At 35.7% G+C, this 18,107-nt stretch carries 15 protein-coding genes and 2 pseudogenes; 5 read left to right on the forward strand and 12 right to left on the reverse strand.

All coding sequences use genetic code 11. The features are described 5' to 3' along the window. The first annotated feature begins 641 nt into the window (after positions 1 to 641). Positions 642 to 1,454 (forward strand): CPBP family intramembrane glutamic endopeptidase, encoded by an 813-nt coding sequence (locus tag CD147_RS05415; RefSeq protein ID WP_103166418.1) that lies wholly within the window; start codon positions 642 to 644, stop codon positions 1,452 to 1,454. Positions 1,455 to 1,864: 410 nt separating this feature from the next. Here the strand turns inward: CD147_RS05415 and CD147_RS05420 are convergent, their stop codons facing one another. The 5 genes from CD147_RS05420 to CD147_RS05440 all read right to left on the reverse strand — a co-directional run bounded on the left by CD147_RS05420 (position 1,865) and on the right by CD147_RS05440 (position 6,445). Beyond that, positions 1,865 to 2,740, reverse strand: coding sequence for a CPBP family intramembrane glutamic endopeptidase (locus CD147_RS05420; RefSeq protein WP_103166419.1), 876 nt, complete (start codon positions 2,738 to 2,740; stop codon positions 1,865 to 1,867). 65 nt (positions 2,741 to 2,805) lie between these two features. Beyond that, positions 2,806 to 3,144 carry a nucleotide pyrophosphohydrolase gene (locus tag CD147_RS05425; RefSeq protein WP_103166420.1) on the reverse strand — a complete coding sequence of 113 codons (339 nt, stop codon included), beginning with the start codon at positions 3,142 to 3,144 and terminating at the stop codon, positions 2,806 to 2,808. Continuing rightward, a complete protein-coding gene (locus CD147_RS05430) occupies positions 3,137 to 4,867 on the reverse strand; it encodes a DUF2075 domain-containing protein (protein ID WP_103166421.1) in 1,731 nt (576 codons plus the stop codon). The genes CD147_RS05425 and CD147_RS05430 overlap by 8 nt, the downstream gene beginning before the upstream one ends. Before the next feature lie 170 nt (positions 4,868 to 5,037). After that, on the reverse strand, positions 5,038 to 5,943 hold the full coding sequence (rarD, locus tag CD147_RS05435; RefSeq protein ID WP_103166422.1) for an EamA family transporter RarD: 906 nt from the start codon (positions 5,941 to 5,943) through the stop codon (positions 5,038 to 5,040). Positions 5,944 to 6,229: 286 nt separating this feature from the next. After that, positions 6,230 to 6,445 (reverse strand): zinc ribbon domain-containing protein, encoded by a 216-nt coding sequence (locus CD147_RS05440; protein WP_103166423.1) that lies wholly within the window; start codon positions 6,443 to 6,445, stop codon positions 6,230 to 6,232. Positions 6,446 to 6,907: 462 nt separating this feature from the next. Between CD147_RS05440 and CD147_RS05445 the strand changes: the two genes are divergently transcribed. From CD147_RS05445 to CD147_RS05460, 4 genes are all read left to right on the forward strand, one after another. After that, positions 6,908 to 8,467, forward strand: coding sequence for a PTS mannitol transporter subunit IIBC (locus CD147_RS05445; RefSeq protein WP_103166424.1), 1,560 nt, complete (start codon positions 6,908 to 6,910; stop codon positions 8,465 to 8,467). A gap of 103 nt (positions 8,468 to 8,570) precedes the next feature. Continuing rightward, positions 8,571 to 10,610: a BglG family transcription antiterminator gene (locus tag CD147_RS05450; RefSeq protein ID WP_103166425.1), complete on the forward strand. Its 2,040-nt coding sequence runs from the start codon at positions 8,571 to 8,573 to the stop codon at positions 10,608 to 10,610. Positions 10,611 to 10,621: 11 nt separating this feature from the next. After that, complete coding sequence (locus CD147_RS05455) at positions 10,622 to 11,056, forward strand: PTS mannitol transporter subunit IIA (RefSeq protein WP_103166426.1); 435 nt, start codon at positions 10,622 to 10,624, stop codon at positions 11,054 to 11,056. After that, positions 11,056 to 12,159 (forward strand): mannitol-1-phosphate 5-dehydrogenase, encoded by a 1,104-nt coding sequence (locus CD147_RS05460; RefSeq protein ID WP_103166427.1) that lies wholly within the window; start codon positions 11,056 to 11,058, stop codon positions 12,157 to 12,159. The genes CD147_RS05455 and CD147_RS05460 overlap by 1 nt, the downstream gene beginning before the upstream one ends. Positions 12,160 to 12,269: 110 nt before the next feature. Here CD147_RS05460 and CD147_RS05465 read toward each other — a convergent pair whose 3' ends face one another. The 7 genes and pseudogenes from CD147_RS05465 to lpdA all read right to left on the reverse strand — a co-directional run. Then, the gene (locus CD147_RS05465; RefSeq protein WP_103166428.1) at positions 12,270 to 13,043 is read right to left on the reverse strand and encodes a hypothetical protein; all 774 of its coding nucleotides are present in this window, start codon (positions 13,041 to 13,043) and stop codon (positions 12,270 to 12,272) included. Continuing rightward, the gene (locus CD147_RS05470) at positions 13,033 to 13,371 is read right to left on the reverse strand and encodes a PadR family transcriptional regulator (protein ID WP_103166429.1); all 339 of its coding nucleotides are present in this window, start codon (positions 13,369 to 13,371) and stop codon (positions 13,033 to 13,035) included. Before CD147_RS05470 ends, CD147_RS05465 begins: the two co-directional genes overlap by 11 nt. A gap of 97 nt (positions 13,372 to 13,468) precedes the next feature. Then, a pseudogene (locus tag CD147_RS05475) lies at positions 13,469 to 14,371 on the reverse strand (dihydrolipoamide acetyltransferase family protein); the annotation flags it as partial. A 240-nt stretch (positions 14,372 to 14,611) separates the two neighbouring features. Next, a pseudogene (locus tag CD147_RS12545) lies at positions 14,612 to 14,779 on the reverse strand (biotin/lipoyl-containing protein); the annotation flags it as partial. A gap of 18 nt (positions 14,780 to 14,797) precedes the next feature. Then, complete coding sequence (locus CD147_RS05480; protein ID WP_103166431.1) at positions 14,798 to 15,838, reverse strand: alpha-ketoacid dehydrogenase subunit beta; 1,041 nt, start codon at positions 15,836 to 15,838, stop codon at positions 14,798 to 14,800. Between the two features lie 15 nt (positions 15,839 to 15,853). Further along, on the reverse strand, positions 15,854 to 16,801 hold the full coding sequence (locus CD147_RS05485) for a thiamine pyrophosphate-dependent dehydrogenase E1 component subunit alpha (RefSeq protein ID WP_103166432.1): 948 nt from the start codon (positions 16,799 to 16,801) through the stop codon (positions 15,854 to 15,856). Between the two features lie 36 nt (positions 16,802 to 16,837). After that, positions 16,838 to 18,107 (reverse strand): dihydrolipoyl dehydrogenase (lpdA, locus tag CD147_RS05490; RefSeq protein WP_103166433.1); only part of this gene is annotated, 1,270 nt, incomplete at its 5' end.

Below are 18,107 nucleotides of genomic sequence, written 5' to 3' on the forward strand. Positions count from 1 at the left end.
AAATTACACTTACACTATATTTGCAAATTTATTTAATTAATAGTGCTACAATAAAAGTGATATGTGTATTTCTGCAATTATATTATTACACAAAAATAGAAATTATAGAAATAAAAGTAAACGCTTTCTAATTATTTTCTTTTTTCACAGAATATAGTTTGAGCAAAATTAAATTTAATGGGAAATTTTCTTATAAAATGAGAGCAATTAACTTCAAAATTTAAAGATTATTGTTGAGCGGGAAATAAAAATGATACAGTTATTCTATTTTTATAAAACTTATGCCTCTGTTTCATCAAATGCGTAACTTTATTACATATAACGACGCACTTTTTTATACTTTATCGCCTTTAATTCAAATGAATAAGACGGTGGTATAATAAGTGCCTCATCTGACCTTTAGACGTCTAGTTGACGTAGAAGGGAAGTTAGTATTGTGTTGCAATTTATGGTGTAATTATACATTATTATTAACTTTAGTGCAACAACTTACTTATTCCTCACCACGCTTTAATTATCGATAACAATCTATAAAACACCATTTTAAGACATGTTAGAAAGCAATTCTATGTATGGTATGATGAAAATATACCATGCACGATTGGTTATATCATTAAATACATAGAAAGTAGGTTAACACTTTGGAACACACTATGGATTCAACGCGTACTTCAAGTACTCAGTCAACTCAGAATCAAGAACCACTAGAACCTAATCATCAAAAGTTGGTTAAACCGAAAGGCAATCGATTTCTTAACGTTTTAATTTTTATATTCTTTATGATTTTTGTTCAAATCCCAGCAATATTAGCACTATCAATTTTAGGACTCACAGTAGCTAAAGATAGTTTAGGTTTAACTATCGGTCTATCTGTCATTTTCATTATCGTCTCAGTGTTTGTGATTTGGGCAGTTAGAACATATTATCGTCGTCATACATATGAAAATATACATTTGAAATTACAACCTCGAGATGTGAGAATTGATATCCTTTGGTTTTTCTTATTACGCGTAATTGCAATTGGCTTATCTCTACTAATGGGAGTCGTTTATGGACAATCACAATCTGCTAATGATAAAGCGTTAATGCAGAATTTAGAACGTATTGATCACCTAACACCATCAATTATTATCGCATTAATCGTTTTCTTTACAGCAATCACTTTTGTCGCACCGTATGTAGAAGAACACACTTTCCGAGGCATTTTCAAAGAAACTATCTTTAAAAGAGGCGCATTTGTATTACCATTAATTCTATCATCAGCCATCTTCTCTATTAATCATGCTTCAGGAAATCTCATCGGCTTCTTGATGTATATGTTGATGGGTATGGGCATGTATATGGCCTATCAACGTCGTGGTAGCTTGAAAGATAGTATTCTAGTACATATGCTTAATAACGCTTCAGCTAGCATTACAATGATCCTTGGGCTAATTTATATTATTTTAAAATAAAGCTCCATTTCGACATAACTTTTAAAAAGATATTAAATTTATACATTTTATCGTTAAAAATAGTTTTAAAATAAAACAAACGGGTAAAACAAGCTAGATACATAAATTAAGTATCTATTTGGGATAACTTAGCATTATTTATAATGCGCCGGAGAATATATACTCTTTTCTTTTCGAATTAGTTTGTACTAGACTTAGACTTCCTTAATTTTAGAGTACATTTATCAATCACCAACATCCCATACAATAAAATGTAACCCTGTCATACATTTTATTAAAACCCAAACATTTGTATATTCCCAAAAGGCTTTATGGCCAATACACTTATAGTCCTCCCAATGCTATAAGTGTATTTTTTATTTGAAAAATTAAGACTTGTCCTCTAACTTTTTAGAGAACAAGCCCTTAAATTAATTATCATAATTAATAGTTAATGTTTCTGATTTCTTCATTTTCAAGATTAAAACTATAGCGATTAAACTTAAAATAATAATTCCAATGATTCCTGTTGGTCCTGAAATAAGAGGATTAAACACAGTTTCTTTTGTCGTAAATGTTGTTAGTGTACTAGAAAACTGATTTAAAATCCCATGTAAAATAGCTGGAACGAAAATATTCTTTGATTTGAGGTAACTATAATAAAGAATGATGCCTAAAGGTATACACATACAAATCATTAAGAGATTGCCTAGAATTGGATGGTTAGGATAATTATGCCCCATTAGAATTAAAGGTAAATGCCATAATCCCCATATCACACCACCGATAATTAAACCTTTCGTCAGTCCCATTCTTATTAGTTGCGGATACATGAAAGCTCTCCAACCTAACTCTTCACCTAAATAAGCAATTATACTAAAAACTATACCTATAGTAAGGTTAAGTGCCAAAGGAATAAGTAAATTAATTAATACAGGGGCATGTGGTAAAAATACGAAAATATCTGACATTCGCTCTTGAAGTTCTGAGTGATTTAAAAATTGAGATGGACTAATTAAATATGACACACCGTATATAATAGTCATAATGCCAATCATGCATAGTGGATAGATAAACCAATATTTTAATTTGCCCAATCTTAAAGCGAAAAACTTCCAAAACTTCTGATTGCGATGATAAATTAACCACACTATAATGGCTGAGATTGTAGGTAGTAACATTGCTAGATTAGCTATTATAGCAAATGCCTGTAAACCGCCTACCGCATAAATTAAACCTTCTAATCCATATGTAAGTATAAATACTAAAATAATATATGTAATTAACGATCGATTAAACGTGCGCATATGCCCTCCTTAAGTAATATAAGATTTACTTTAAGGTTAACATAACACACAATTCTTTCTTAACATCATAATTCGTCGTATTTAGCATTATTATCTTTACTTTTTTCAACTGGATATTTCTCAGCGTTTTTTCTTAATTTTTTACGTATAATCTCATTTATATCAAAATCTAAATTATCGGCAAGCATGTAACTGTAAATTAAGACATCTGCTAATTCCTCAGCTAATCTTTCTTGTTTATCTTGTACAACTTCTTCAGATGATTTCCATTGAAATAACTCAAGTAACTCTGCCGCTTCTAAACTAATAGATAAAGATAAATCCTTTTCATTATGAAATTGTCGCCAATTGCGTTCATCTCGAAAATGATTGATTTCTTTTAATATGTCTTTTGTTTCATCCATTATTCTCACCTTTTGTTGCTTTTTTTAGCGCTTCTCTCAATTCTTCGTCTACGGCGTAAATGTAGAGTCCATTTACTCCACGTGTTAATAATACATTCAATTCATTTTTAAGTAACATATCAGAAAAATGTTGTTTACTACCATCATCTAATGTTCTTCTCCGCGTTGCTTTTTTATTCGCACTACTGTCTGCATCAAATATTAATTTACCATTTCTGTATTTCACTGACGGTCCAATTACTACACCAGCAAAGTTTAAGTCTAACCCTTGGATTGTATAAGTTGAACCAATTTCATTTAATGTACATTCTTTTTCAACCCAAGGCAATTTTGAGTCTCTTCTGTTACTTTTTAACTGATTATTCCAAGGCATAGACCAATCACCTATGCTTACTCTCCAATAATCCCCGTCTTTTGGTGGTTTTGAGTTATAGTACCAATCAAATGTAGCAAGCATTCTTGATATACCACTGTCAGTATTTTGAGCCTTATATCTTATAGCTTTTTCAAGTTCATCAGGTGTATCAAAAATCTTTATTTCATAACCCTTTTCATCATAAGGAATATGGTCAATAGTTTGATAATCGATTAGATTTCGTATCCAATTAATTGTTTTCTCATCACTATTAATGCGCATTTGATTTCTTAACGCAACATGGTTATTCTTACTCTTAGCTTTTTCAAAATAATGTTCCAACTTATCTTGTTCCCAAATCTGTTCAGTAGTGAGCACTTGTTTTAAATCAAATACTATAACGACTACTTTTGCGCGTTCTAATAAATCCTCAAGGTGATTTTTGCCTCTATAGCTTTGTTTACCTTGTGTTAACAGTAAATGTGCTTCATCTACAATTACCACATCTACTTTATCTTCGGGATAATGATTATTAATAAAGCTAGTTGGTTTTCCTACAATACTATTCTTTTTACTCGAAATTCCTAATTTAGTCGCTATTTGGTTATAGATGATTACATGCTCATCTTGATTGACTAATAAATGAAGATCAAGATTTCTATCTAAATCTAAATTATATTTACCTAGTTCATAGAGAAGTGTGCCCATTAATACTGTTTTCCCTGAACCTGCTTCCCCTTCTACAATAATTAATTGGCTTTCTTCTTCCGATAAGATAGATTCTTTAATCTTAATCATAATTTCTTCTTTCGCATTAATTTGTTCTTGCGTCAATTTATGAAAAGGAGACGCTTTGAATATTGCTGAATCCTTAATAATGCTTTCAATTGGAAAAAGTGCTTTATTCTTCTTGTTTAATGATTGCCATATGTCAGAAAATATTTCGTCTAATTTTTCAGATGTATAATATTCATTTTGTTGGTTGGTTCTACTATTATGAACTCGTGAGATATTATCAACACTTAACAAATATTGCATAAGTCTATTTTCAATATCTAAAGTTAATGATTTGTTGAAAAGTTCATGTCCTATGACATACATAGATGAATTTTTTGATTCGGAAAAGTCTTCCCAAAATGTTTTTACTTTAGTATCTGCATTCAAATGTTGTCTCGTTCTATTTCTAATATCTGCCGTCTCACCTACATAAACTTCAAAGTTATTTTCCTGTTTTTTATCGTTTATTATGTATACTGTTGGATACCTTAATAAAAACTTGCCATCTGTAGATGTTTCCCAATTTTGTACTGAGTTGTTAAGGTTCTCCATCGAATACTGTATATTTTCTATTTTTAACATTTTGCCCATATTATCACCTGTTTAACCTATCCTCTATTACTATCTATTTTATCAATTTTCGTAATAAATTTATCCACTTTTTCAGAAACTTGTACTAAAAATTAAGATATTTTCTATAGAATTGAAAAAAGGAATTCCTACGTTATATAGAAATTCCTTTACGATGTATTCAATTAACATTATTGAGGTCTAGCGTTACGTTTCATTTTAACGTATTGAGAAGTACTATATAACGCAATACCAATCCAAATAAATATAAAGGTAATCAATTGATGAATATCAAATGGCTCTTTAAAGGCAAAGATGCCTAGAATGAAGATTAATGTTGGGCTTAAGTATTGAATAAAGCCAGTTAATGACAATGGAATACGTTTAGCGCCAGCTGAGAACAGGATGAGTGGCACTGCCGTAATCATCCCTGAAAAGAGAAGCCAGAAACTATCCATATTTATACCTACTGAACTTTGACTTGATTGCCATAAGTAAGCCATGTAAATAAGACCCGCTGGTGCAGTAACGATACATTCTATTGCGATACTACTCATCGCTTCGACGCGTACTAACTTTTTAAGCAAGCCATAAATACCAAATGAAAATGCTAGCATTAGTGAAATAAATGGAAACTCGCCAACTCGAATGGTCATGTAAACTACGCCAATCATCGCAAAGATAATCGCTAACGTTTCAAATTTATTAAATCGCTCTTTTAGGAAAATGAACGCTAATAGAATACTTACTAACGGATTAATATAATAGCCTAAACTGGCCTGTAATACATGTCCATTTGACACAGCCCATATGAACGTTCCCCAGTTTATCGTAATAACGTACCCAGCAATGATAATAACGATAAGTTGTATTGGATGTGAAACTAAATTTGTTATGTCTCGCTTAAATGTGTTCGTTTTCTTCAAAATGAAAATCATGAGCACCATAAAAATCATTGATAACACGATACGATAGGCAAGAATTTCAAACGCACTTATTCCACCTATTAATTTCCAGTAAATAGGAAGAACTCCCCACAGTAAATGCGCACCTAACGCAAACAAGACTCCTTTTTTAAATTCAGTATTAGAATCCATCTTCACACCTCCTAATTGTATTTCCACGGAAATAAAGTATTAAGATTATCGTACCAATATGTACAACAATTGGGTACATGTATATCCTAAAAAAATAGAATTCTTGTTTATTTTAAGCTCAACTTTCCTAACTTTAGACACCCCGCACTATACAGCCACACAACCCGAAGTCTAACCTATGGTGATTATAATCATTTACTCATTCATTCAAAGTCCACAATCTTAAATCAAACAAGGCACAAAAAAACAGTGGCACTTACACCACTGTTTAAAAGTATTCAACGATTTATCCTCCAAAGAATAAATCGATGAAGTCTCTTGTTCTATTTGCGCTTTCTTTATAGAACTCAGTATAACCACAATTTTTACATGTAATGGTTTTAAAGTTATTGTGTTGTAAATCTAATAATTTTGAGATTCCTGAACCTGTAGCTGATAACGTACCTTCTTCAACTTCAGTATGTCCACACTTAATACAACCTGTATCTTGTGCCTCTGACATATACCTCACTCCTTAAATATTTACTTATTTATTATTTAACCTATTTATCCTTTAAATAATCGTTCATTTCTTAAATAATGACCTCACGCCATAACGAACATAATTGAGCATCTCCTAGTAGAGTAGAAAGTGCCAAGTGACTAACAGGCGCATGAGCCCTTCCCACAGGAACGTGTCTCAACGAAAGTGTGTAACCTACCCATCACTTGCAATCCCTACTATACATCTCTCGCTATACCAATGACCACCTTCGACGTCACCATCCCTATCACTCTATCGCTCCCTACGCCATTCTCATTTTCAATAAAAAGCACCCACACAGATATTAATTTAAAATACTTCTAGTTATACATACTCTTGTCACATTTACTGTGACAAAGTCGCATTTTCTTTATGTTGTAGACACCTTATCACGCACCTTACAATAAAGACACACAATAAAAATAAAAACGAGGTGTAGTTATGGCTCAGACAGAAACACAAGAGAAAAAAGGTCTCGGCCGTAAAGTCCAAGCGTTTGGTTCATTCCTTAGTAGTATGATCATGCCAAACATCGGTGCGTTCATCGCATGGGGCTTTATCGCTGCGATTTTCATAGATAATGGCTGGTTCCCTAATAAAGAACTTTCTCAATTAGCAGTGCCAATGATCACATATTTAATTCCATTACTTATTGCATTCAGTGGTGGTCGCTTAATCCACGACCTACGTGGCGGTATCGTTGCCGCAACAGCAACTATGGGTGTTATCGTTGCATTACCAGATACACCAATGTTACTTGGCGCAATGATTATGGGTCCACTAGTAGGTTGGTTAATGAAGAAAATCGACCAATTCTTACAACCTAGAACTCCAAAAGGCTTTGAAATGTTATTCAACAACTTCTCAGCAGGTATTCTAGCATTTATTATGACAATTCTTGGCTTCAAACTCTTGGCGCCAATTATGCAATTTATTATGCATATCTTATCAGTGGCAGTTGAATTCTTAGTTCATCTTCACTTATTACCATTAGTTAGTATCATCGTAGAACCAGCTAAAATCGTATTCTTAAATAACGCAATTAACCATGGTGTGTTCACACCACTTGGTACAGACCAAGCAGCACAAGTTGGTCAATCAATCTTATTCACAATCGAATCTAACCCTGGTCCAGGTTTAGGTATCTTATTGGCTTACATGATTTTCGGAAAAGGCACAGCCAAAGCAACTTCATATGGTGCAGGTATCATCCATTTCTTAGGTGGTATTCACGAAATTTACTTCCCATATGTATTAATGCGTCCATTACTATTCTTAGCAGTTATTTTAGGTGGTATGACTGGCGTTGCTACTTACCAAGCAACAGGCTTCGGATTCAAGAGTCCAGCTTCACCTGGTTCATTCATCGTGTATTGCTTAAACGCACCTAGAGGCGAATTCTTACACATGTTATTAGGTGTTATCTTAGCAACAATCGTTTCATTCGTAGTTGCCGCATTAATTATGAAACTTACAAAAGAACCTCAACAAGATTTAGAAGCAGCAACAGCTAAAATGGAATCTAATAAAGGTAAAAAATCTAGCGTGTCATCTAAATTAACTGGTGCGACTACAGGTACTGGCGCAGCAAAAGAAACAACTGACGATACAGTTAATAAAGATGATAAAGAAGCATTATCTGAAGAAGATACAGAAGACTTACTTGATGACTACAACACTGAAGACGTTGACGCTCACGACTATAGCAACGTTGACCATGTTATTTTCGCATGTGATGCGGGTATGGGTTCAAGTGCAATGGGTGCAAGTATGTTACGTAATAAATTTAAAAAAGCAGGTATTTCAGACGTCAACGTTACAAATACTGCAATCAACCAATTACCAAACGATGCACAACTTGTTATTACTCAAAAAACATTAACTGACCGTGCAATCAAACAAGTTCCAAGTGCTATCCATATCTCAGTGGATAATTTCTTAAATTCTCCACGTTATGAAGAATTATTAAATAACTTAAAAAAAGATCAAGATAAAGAATAAGAGAGCAAGGCATTGAAACCTCTAAAATAACTTAGGTTTCCTTGCTCTTCCATCACAAACTATCACTAAAAATAGAACTATAGTTTTCTAGGAGGGTACGACAATGTTGATGAGTACACGTGAAAAAGAAATCATTGAACTGTTAATCAAATATTACGGTCAATATGTCACGATTTACGAAATTGCTCAACAACTTGGCGTATCCTCTCGTACTATTCATCGTGAATTAAAGGATATTGAAACTTATCTTAAAGAATTTAATATCACGCTCGAACGTGCAAATAAGAAAGGCATTAAGCTATCCGGTGAGGATGCTCATTTTCAAGAATTAAAAAAAGAAATGGCACAGCATGAAACGATTGATTTATCGGTGGAAGAACAAAAAGCCATTATCCTGTACGCCTTGATTCAATCAAAGCATGCAGTGAAACAATATAGCTTATCACAAGAAATTGGCGTGTCAGTACAAACATTGACCAAGCTACTCGACGACTTAGAACAAGATCTTGCAAGCTATCAATTAACCCTTTATCGCAAACGTGGTGAAGGCGTTTATCTCGATGGACCAGAATCGAAGAAACGCGAATTTCTAAGTCAACTGATGGTCAATAACTTAAATAGTACCAGTGTCTACTCAGTCATCGAGAATCACTTCGTCTATCAATCGCTTAACCAGTCACAACAAGCACTCGTCGATTTGGACAGTATCTTCAATATTGAACGTATCTTAATGGATTATTTGGGCGAACTGCCCTACACCTTAACCGAATCAAGTTATCTCACGTTAACCGTGCATATTGTGCTAAGCATCGCCCGCATTCAAAACGGCGAATACGTCTCGATTAACGAAGAGATTTACGACTCGGTCAAAGATACATTTGAACACCGAATCGCCACAGAAATTGCGAAACGGCTAGAAAGTTTATACGATATCAACTTTAATCAAGCAGAAGTGACATTTATTACCATTCATTTACGAGGCGCCAATCGACGAACGACCTCGCAAGTATTTGAGAATAATGAGTTCGATGACCGCAAAATTCAAGCTTTTGTAAATCGTGTAGAACACTTATCAGGTCAAACATTCGAAGATTATGCGACGCTAGTTCAAGGTTTGTCCTTGCATATCAACCCGGCAATCAACCGTTTAGAAGCTAATATCGAGACGTATAATCCGCTTACCGAAATGATTAAATACAAGTACCCACGACTCTTCGACATTGTGCATAAAGCAATCGACCAGACGTGGCCAGAGTTAGCTTTCCCGGACAATGAAATTGCCTTTATTGTCTTGCACTTTGGTGGCTCTTTGAAAAGTCAGTCGAGCCAACTACTACATGTTTTAGTTGTATGTAGTAGTGGTATCGGAACTAGTCGCTTGTTAGCTACACGTTTACAACAATCTTTTAGTGAAATTGAGAAGATTACACAAGCATCTGTAAGTGATTTAAAAATGTTGGACTTAGACGACTATGATGGCATTATCTCAACCGTCAAGTTGGATATTACAACGCCATTCATTACCGTCAACCCGTTATTACCAGAATCTGATGTAACGTATGTGGCCTCATTTTTAAAAACAAAAGAGCATAGACCGACGCGACAAGACGCAAGTGATGTGACATATTCAACCATCCATGATCCTGACAATATCATTAATAACATGGAACAAGGTTTAAAATTATTGAACTCCATGCAAATCGAATATAAAGAAGTAACTAATTGGAACAAATATTTAGCTGACTATTTTGCGGAGAACGGCGTGATTGCGCCGGGTAGTCAGACGTCATTCGCTGAGCTGTTGCAAAATAAGTTGAATCAGAATCCTGGTTGGGTCCTACAACCTTACCCTGTGGCTATTCCACATATGAAAGACGATTTGATTCAAAGCCCATTAATTTTAATCACGATATTAAATCAAGAACTGGGCATGCAAAGTACTCAAAATGACCTTTTCAAAATTAAATATATGATTAGCCTTTTTATCCCAAATAATGATGAAATGGCGCAACTAGTCGGGGAAGTATCAGCAGAACTAGGTCATCATCTCGAGCAAATTGATGACTTTATGCAGAATCCCGACGCAATTAAACACATATTGAGAGATAGCTTTATAAAACGAATTCAAAATCAATTAACTTAGGAGTGTATCAAATGACTGAATTATTTAGTAATGACAATATCTTTTTAAACGTATCTGTAGGTAGCCAAGACGAAGCAATCGAAAAAGCTGGTCGCGCATTAGTAGACAGCGGTTCAGTAAACGAAGCTTATATCCAAGCAATGAAAGAACGTGAGAACGTAGTTTCAACATTCATGGGTAATGGTTTAGCAATCCCTCATGGTACAGACGAAGCTAAAGGTGAAGTCTTAGCATCAGGTTTAACATTACTTCAAATTCCTGAAGGCGTTGATTGGAACGGCGAAACAGTTAAAGTTGTAGTGGGTATCGCTGGTAAAGATGGTGAACATTTAGATTTATTATCTAAAATCGCGATTACTTTCAGTGAAGAAGAAAATGTTGACCGTATCGTTAATGCAAAATCTGCGGAAGAAATTAAACAAGTCTTCGAGGAGGCAGATGCATAATGAAAGCAGTACATTTTGGAGCTGGGAATATTGGCCGAGGATTTATCGGCTATATTCTGTCAGATAACAATGTCGATGTCACATTTGCAGACGTTAATGCAGAAATTATTGATGCATTAGATAACGAAGGTGCTTATAACGTTATACTTGCTAATGAAGAAAAAACAACTAGTCGTGTCACTGGCGTAAGTGCCATTAATAGTGGACAACCTTCAGAAGAGTTGAAACAAGCGATTCTTGAAGCAGATATTATCACTACTGCAGTAGGCGTAAATATCCTACCTATTATTGCGAAATCATTTGCACCTTATTTAAAAGAGAAAGACAATCATGTTAATATTGTTGCTTGTGAAAATGCGATTATGGCGACGGATACACTAAAAGAAGCAATTTTAGATATCGCTGGTCCATTAGGCGATAACATTCATTTCGCTAACTCTGCAGTCGATCGTATCGTTCCTCTTCAAAAGAATGACAACATCTTAGACGTGATGGTTGAACCTTTCTTTGAATGGGTTGTGGAAAAAGATGCATGGTACGGCGAAGAGTTAAATCATATTAAATATGTAGATGACTTAACACCTTATATCGAACGTAAACTACTAACTGTTAACACTGGACACGCTTTATTAGCATATGCTGGTAAATACTATGGCAAAGATACTGTCTTAGACGCAGTTAAAGATGACGCAATCGTGGCAGATTTACGCCAAGTGTTAGGTGAAACAAGTACGTACATTACTGATAACTTCAGTTTCAGTGAAGATGAACAAGCGACTTACGTTGATAAAATTATTGGTCGTTTTGAAAATCCTTATCTATCAGACGAAGTTACACGTGTGGGCCGTGGCACATTACGTAAAATTGGTCCAAAAGATCGTATCATTAAACCTTTAACTTATTTATATGAAAGCAATTTACACAGCGAAGGTTTAGTTAAAGCAGCTGCATTATTATTGAAATATGATGATATGGCAGATAAAGAAACTGTAGAAATGCGTGAGTATATCGACGCGCATGGCGTGACAGCTTTCTTAAAAGAATACGCTAAAACAAACGATGGCTTAACTAAAGAAATCGTTGAAGCATACGAAGCACTATAATATAAATTAAAATAAGCGTTTAATCACTTGTCTAGTTGTTGAATGGACTAGAAAGTAGTGATTAAACGCTTTTTTGTTATTTAGAATGGGTCAATCAGAAGACTCGACTTTTAACGCTTATTCGAATCTTCTTTGCGTAATTTATTACCTTCATAAAACATATATATAATTTGAAAAAGTAATAAAACCATTAATATTCCAAGTGAAATATACGTATATTGGATTAGTGAATGATTATGTGCAGTAAATAATTGTGCAATAATATTTGGTAAACACAATATAAATATGATTAATGCATAAATCTTTTGTTTAACAATAAAGCATGCCACCATAACTCCAATAAGCAAAATTGTTCCTACAATAAGACTTTGCGTTTGAGTTAAAGTCACAATTTTATAAATAGGATGATGCTTTGTAATAAATGCACTCAATACCATGAGTAGAAATATAGAACCTCCACCAATAAAAGCATAGATATATGTACGTTTTTGATCACCATATTTTATAATTAATTTTTTGAAAAGAAATAACACTACAATACTAATTGCAAAAATAATGGCTACGTTTAATAAATAACTTAGCGTTAATGTAAATCCTTTTCCGAAGAAATCAGGTATAGTAAACAATGCGAACATATAAATCACGAAGTAAGCTAAGTATTTGGGTAAGCCTTTGGTGAAGCTCATATGTTTAGAGAACTTATCGGCATATTGCTTTACCGGTGTATTAAGAATATCGCTCACATCTTTCCCGTTTTGCTCTGCAGTTTCAAAGTGATCTTCTAATTCATCACCAATTGCATGTATTTCATCTTCATCTTTACCTCTAAATAATAATTCAGCTTTAAGCTTAAACAAATAATCTTCCGCTTCTTTACTTATCATCTTCATCACTCCCGAATAAATGTGTCATTCCTGAGTTGAGGTAATACCACTTTTCCTTAAACTGTTGTAGTTCTTTCTGGCCACTTTCAGAAATAGTATAGTACTTACGTTTAGGTCCACCATTATGTGATTTGCGCGTTGTTGTTTTGACGTACCCTTTCTTACTTAATCGCAGTAAGACTGGATAGATACTACCATCGCTAATTTCAGGAAATTGATTTTCTTTTAATTTCTCTAAAATTTCATATCCATAGGTTTCACCTTTTGCTATAAGTCCAAGTATGGCACCATCTAAAAGCCCCTTCATCATTTGATTTGATACTGACATATAATCACCTTTTACTAACTATCTTATAATATAAGATAGTTCATTATAAAAAAGAAGTCAACTACCTTACGATAAAAGATAGCTGACTTACTTAAACTTACAAGATTAATAAGTATGGATTTTCAATATATTTAGCTAGAACTTTTAAGAAATCTGCTGCGCTAGCGCCATCTAAGATTTGATGATCGAATGTTAGGCTGAGTGGAATACGAGAAACTTGTTTAACACTATCTGCTTCCAAGACGACTTCTTTAGACAGTGCACCTACACCTAAGATGCCTGTTTCGCCACGATTTAAAATTGGAGTGAAGTATTCGATATCACTTGTACCCATATTCGTAATCGTAAAGGTTGCACCTTGTAGTTGAACGTCGTTAGTATTACCATCTCTTACAGCTTCAGCTGCGGCTTTAATTTCTTTAGCTAAAGCACCAATACTTTTGGTATCAGCTTGCTGAATCACTGGTACCATAAGGCCTTCATCTAATGAAGTTGCCACGCCAAGATGCACATCCTCGTATTCTGTAAGTTCTCCATTTTCATAACGCGCATTCATCGCGCCATATTCTTTAAGCGCTAAAACAATGGCTTTAGCTAATAATGCAGTAACTGTAAGTTTAATCTCTTGGTTAGCATCGGCTAATTCAGTAGATAGTCGTGCTTTGAAGTCTAATAAGCGGTCGGCATCTACTTTTCGATGTAAGGTTAATTGTGCTGTTTCAGCTAGGCTTTGACGCATGTTCTGGGCAATACGTTTACGCATTGGATTAAGCCCCTCACCAATATTAGTGCTATCAAATCCACTCGCAGTTTGTCTGCCAGTTGTTTCAGGCGCTACTTCTGAAGTTTCACTGCCTTCATAATCATAGCCTTGGTCTGCAACGCGTTGAATATCAAGTTTCGTAATACGTTGATTACCACCTGTACCTTTAATGCGTGTAATATCTAAGTCTTTCTCTTCGGCCATTTTACGCGCTAGTGGTGAGATAAAGATACGTTGACCTTCCGTATGACCTTGATTTGATGCACTCTCTGTTGAATGCTGTTTGTCTGAGTTTGTATCTTTATCTTCATCTTTATCTGGATCATCTTGTTGTTTGTCCTCTGACTGCGTTGGTTTAGACGTTTCTTCTTCTGTGTCAGTAACCTCGTTATCGCCAGTACTTTCGCCTTCTTCTCCAATCACACCGAGTACGGCTTTAACTTTAGCTTCGTCGCCAGCTTGCACTTTGATTTCAAGTAGCGTGCCACTAGCTGGTGCTTCTACATCTTGTGTTAACTTTTCAGAGCTAATAGTCACAATGCTTTCGCCTTCTTCTACGGTATCACCTTCAGCTTTGAACCACTCTTCGACCGTACCTTCTTTCATCGTCATACCTAGTTTTGGCATAATAATATTTTCACTCATCGTCTCATCCCCCCTTACTTATGCATTTACTTGTTTTAAATCTTCAATAAGTTCAGAAGCTACATCAAGCACTTTATCTACACTTGGAATATAAGCTTCTTCTAAGTTAGCCGCAAATGGTACGGGTGTATCTGGTGCAGTGACTTTTTTAATTGGACCATCTAGATAATCAAAGCCGACATCTCCAATGACTGATGCCACATCACCGGCAATATTACATTGTGGGTTAGACTCATCGATAACAATAAGACGCCCCGTTTTCTTCACTGATTTTAAGACGGTCTCTTGATCCCATGGTGATACTGAGCGTAAATCGATAACTTCGACTGAGATATTGTCATCCGCTAGTGTATCAGCCGTATCTTCTGCAACGGCGACCATTTTCCCGATAGCGACAATAGTTAAATCATCGCCTTCACGTGTAACATTGGCTTTCCCAATTTCTACTGTGTATGGTTCTTCAGGTACGTCGCCTTTTTGACCTAACAACGTTTTATCTTCTGAAAATACTACTAAATTATCATCTTGTATGGCAGCCATTAACAATCCTTTAGCATCATATGGATTAGACGGTACCACTACTTTAACGCCTGGGATGGCAGCGAACATGTTATATAAAGATTGAGAGTGTTGTGCCGCTGCGCCAGCACCTGCACCATGCACGGTACGAACGACAAGCGGGATCTTCGCTTTACCACCAAACATGTATCTCATTTTTGCGCCTTGGTTCAAGATAGGGTCTAAACCAAATCCAATAAAGTCGTTAAACATCAATTCAGCAATCGGACGCATCCCTGTTGCTGCAGCCCCTACAGCTGCACTCAACGTGATATGTTCTGCAATAGGTGTGTCGATAACACGGTCACGACTATATTTTTTAGCAAGTCCTTTAGTTACTCCAAATACGCCACCAAAGGTATCATCGTCTTTAATATGTTTGACGCCGGCACCATCTGACACATCGGTACCGATTAAAATAACATTGTCATCTCGTTCCATTGACTGGTCAATTGCTTCGTTAATTGCTCCCATAAATGTTAACTTACGTTCTTCACTCATTGTTATAACCCCCTTTTAGGCAAATACGTCTTCGTGTAAGGCATCAACATCTGGTAACTCACTATTATCTGCGTATTTCACAGCATCTTCGACAGCTTGTTCGGCTGCTTTTTCAATGTCATTAGCTTCATCTTCAGTTAGCCAGCCTTCTTCAAGCGCTTGTCTTCTGAAGTCTTCTGTGGCGTTTTTATCGGCGTTACGATCATCTGGTGATTTAACTTTTTGTTCGTCACCTTCGAAGTGACCGTATTTACGGTAGTTATCACATTCGATTAATGTTGGACCATCGCCATTTTTAGCACGTTCCACCGCTTCTTTTGCTGCTTTATACACTTCAACTACGTCCATACCGTCCACACGTACACCTGGCATATTATAGGCACTCGCACGTTCGGCAATTGTTTCAGAAGCACTCGCATACTTATGTGTTGTACCTTCGCCGAATTGGTTATTTTCACAAACGAAGATAACAGGAAGGTTCAAGATTGAAGCAAAATTTAAACCTTCATGGAAATTCCCTTCATTCGCTGCACCGTCACCAAAGAAACAAACGGCAACATTCTTTTTACCTTGGTTACGGATTGAAATTCCTGCACCTGTTGCAAGACCAAAACCACCACTTACGATACCATTAGCACCTAACATTCCTTTATCAATTTCAGCTACATGCATTGAACCGCCTTTACCATGACCAAGACCATCTCGTTTGCCCATGATTTCAGCCATCATACCGTTTAAATCACAGCCCTTAGCAATAGCATGTCCGTGTCCACGGTGGGTACTTGTAATATAATCATCGTCTTCTAGTTGGGACATTACACCTGTGGCTACTGCTTCTTCACCAACATATAAATGTACAAAGCCTGGAATCTTACCGTCACTAAAGATTTTATGCACTTTCTCTTCAAAATATCGGATTTCGTTCATCGTTTTATAAATCCAACGTGCTTGTTCTTTTTCCATCGTTAGTTCCCCCTATCGTTCACTGGTTTCATGTCGCTACATGTGAATCGCTTGGCCAAAGTAATGATTAGCACTTTCCCCAATTGCTTCAGAAAGAGATGGATGCGGTTGAATAATATGAGCCATTTCATTGAGTGTTCCCTCAGCCGCTTTAACGCCTAGAATTTCACTGATTAAATCTGTCGCATGTGGCCCTACAACAAAGGCGCCAAGAATTTCTCCATATTGCTTATCTGCAACGAGTTTAATAAAGCCTTCCGTCTCGCCCTTAATGATTGCTTTAGCATTTCCTTGAAAAGTAGATTGCGTCACGTTAACTTCATAACCTGCTTCTTTAGCTTGTGCCTCAGATAACCCTATTGATGCTGCTTCAAGGCGCGTATAAATACAACGTGTAATATCTTCTTGTCGAATAATTTCAGGACGTTGGCCGGCAAGTAGCTCGGCGACATGAATGCCATGCGCACTCGCTGCATGGGCCAATTGATAGCCTGGTACTAAATCGCCAATTGCATAGACATGTTGACGACTTGTTTGGTAATGCTCATCTACTTGGATATATTTTCCATCCATGTTGAGATGCAGAGCTTCTGCAATTGCAGTATTAGGTTGGCGACCTGTCGCAAGAAGTAAAGTATCAAATGACAAAGAATCATGTCCTTCGAGATCGATACTATCTTCGTTTACTTTCTTGATATTTGAATTAGTAATAATGTGGACACCTTGGTTATCTAAATGTTGTCTTATTAGGTCACGCACTTCTTCAATTTCGGTTAATAAGATATTCTCACTTACTTCGACGATGGTTACGTCGACGCCTAAATCGGCCATTGAAGAGGCGAGTTCAGTTGCAATGACGCCACCGCCAATTACCGCTAATTTCTTAGGTAACGCTTTTAAATCAAAGAATGTATCTGTCGTTTCATAATCTATGTTATCTAATCCTTCGATTGGTGGCACAAAAGGTTTACTACCTGTAGCGAGTAGAATATCTTGTGCTTTATACTTCTCGTCGTTCACTTTAACTTCTAAGTCATCAGTTACGGTTGCTTCGCCTTCAATATAGTCAACTTTATTTTTCTTAAGTAACTGTTTCACGCCGCCTGTTAACGTTTGGACTACTTGTTTCTTACGTTGAACCAATTTTGAAACATCAACATTTACTTCACTAGTTGAAATGCCCCAGTCATTGGCAACTTGAATGTCATGTACTTTCGTACCATGTTCAAGAAACGTTTTAGAAGGTATACAGCCAACATTTAAACACGTTCCGCCAGCGTTCACTTTTTCGATAATAGCTACCTTC

It is taken from the genome of Staphylococcus devriesei, from assembly GCF_002902625.1.
GTDB lineage: Bacteria > Bacillota > Bacilli > Staphylococcales > Staphylococcaceae > Staphylococcus > Staphylococcus devriesei.

Excerpts from the sequence above, each read along its gene's own strand:
- CD147_RS05425 (WP_103166420.1), bottom strand. The coding sequence starts at position 3,144 with ATGGATGAAACAAAAGACATATTAAAAGAAATCAATCATTTTCGAGAT.
- CD147_RS05445 (WP_103166424.1), top strand. The coding sequence starts at position 6,908 with ATGGCTCAGACAGAAACACAAGAGAAAAAAGGTCTCGGCCGTAAAGTC.
- CD147_RS05480 (WP_103166431.1), bottom strand. The coding sequence starts at position 15,838 with ATGAGTGAAGAACGTAAGTTAACATTTATGGGAGCAATTAACGAAGCA.
- CD147_RS05455 (WP_103166426.1), top strand. The coding sequence starts at position 10,622 with ATGACTGAATTATTTAGTAATGACAATATCTTTTTAAACGTATCTGTA.
- CD147_RS05420 (WP_103166419.1), bottom strand. The coding sequence starts at position 2,740 with ATGCGCACGTTTAATCGATCGTTAATTACATATATTATTTTAGTATTT.
- CD147_RS05450 (WP_103166425.1), top strand. The coding sequence starts at position 8,571 with ATGTTGATGAGTACACGTGAAAAAGAAATCATTGAACTGTTAATCAAA.
- CD147_RS05465 (WP_103166428.1), bottom strand. The coding sequence starts at position 13,043 with ATGATAAGTAAAGAAGCGGAAGATTATTTGTTTAAGCTTAAAGCTGAA.
- rarD (WP_103166422.1), bottom strand. The coding sequence starts at position 5,943 with ATGGATTCTAATACTGAATTTAAAAAAGGAGTCTTGTTTGCGTTAGGT.
- CD147_RS05430 (WP_103166421.1), bottom strand. The coding sequence starts at position 4,867 with ATGGGCAAAATGTTAAAAATAGAAAATATACAGTATTCGATGGAGAAC.
- CD147_RS05485 (WP_103166432.1), bottom strand. The coding sequence starts at position 16,801 with ATGGAAAAAGAACAAGCACGTTGGATTTATAAAACGATGAACGAAATC.
- CD147_RS05470 (WP_103166429.1), bottom strand. The coding sequence starts at position 13,371 with ATGTCAGTATCAAATCAAATGATGAAGGGGCTTTTAGATGGTGCCATA.
- CD147_RS05460 (WP_103166427.1), top strand. The coding sequence starts at position 11,056 with ATGAAAGCAGTACATTTTGGAGCTGGGAATATTGGCCGAGGATTTATC.
- CD147_RS05440 (WP_103166423.1), bottom strand. The coding sequence starts at position 6,445 with ATGTCAGAGGCACAAGATACAGGTTGTATTAAGTGTGGACATACTGAA.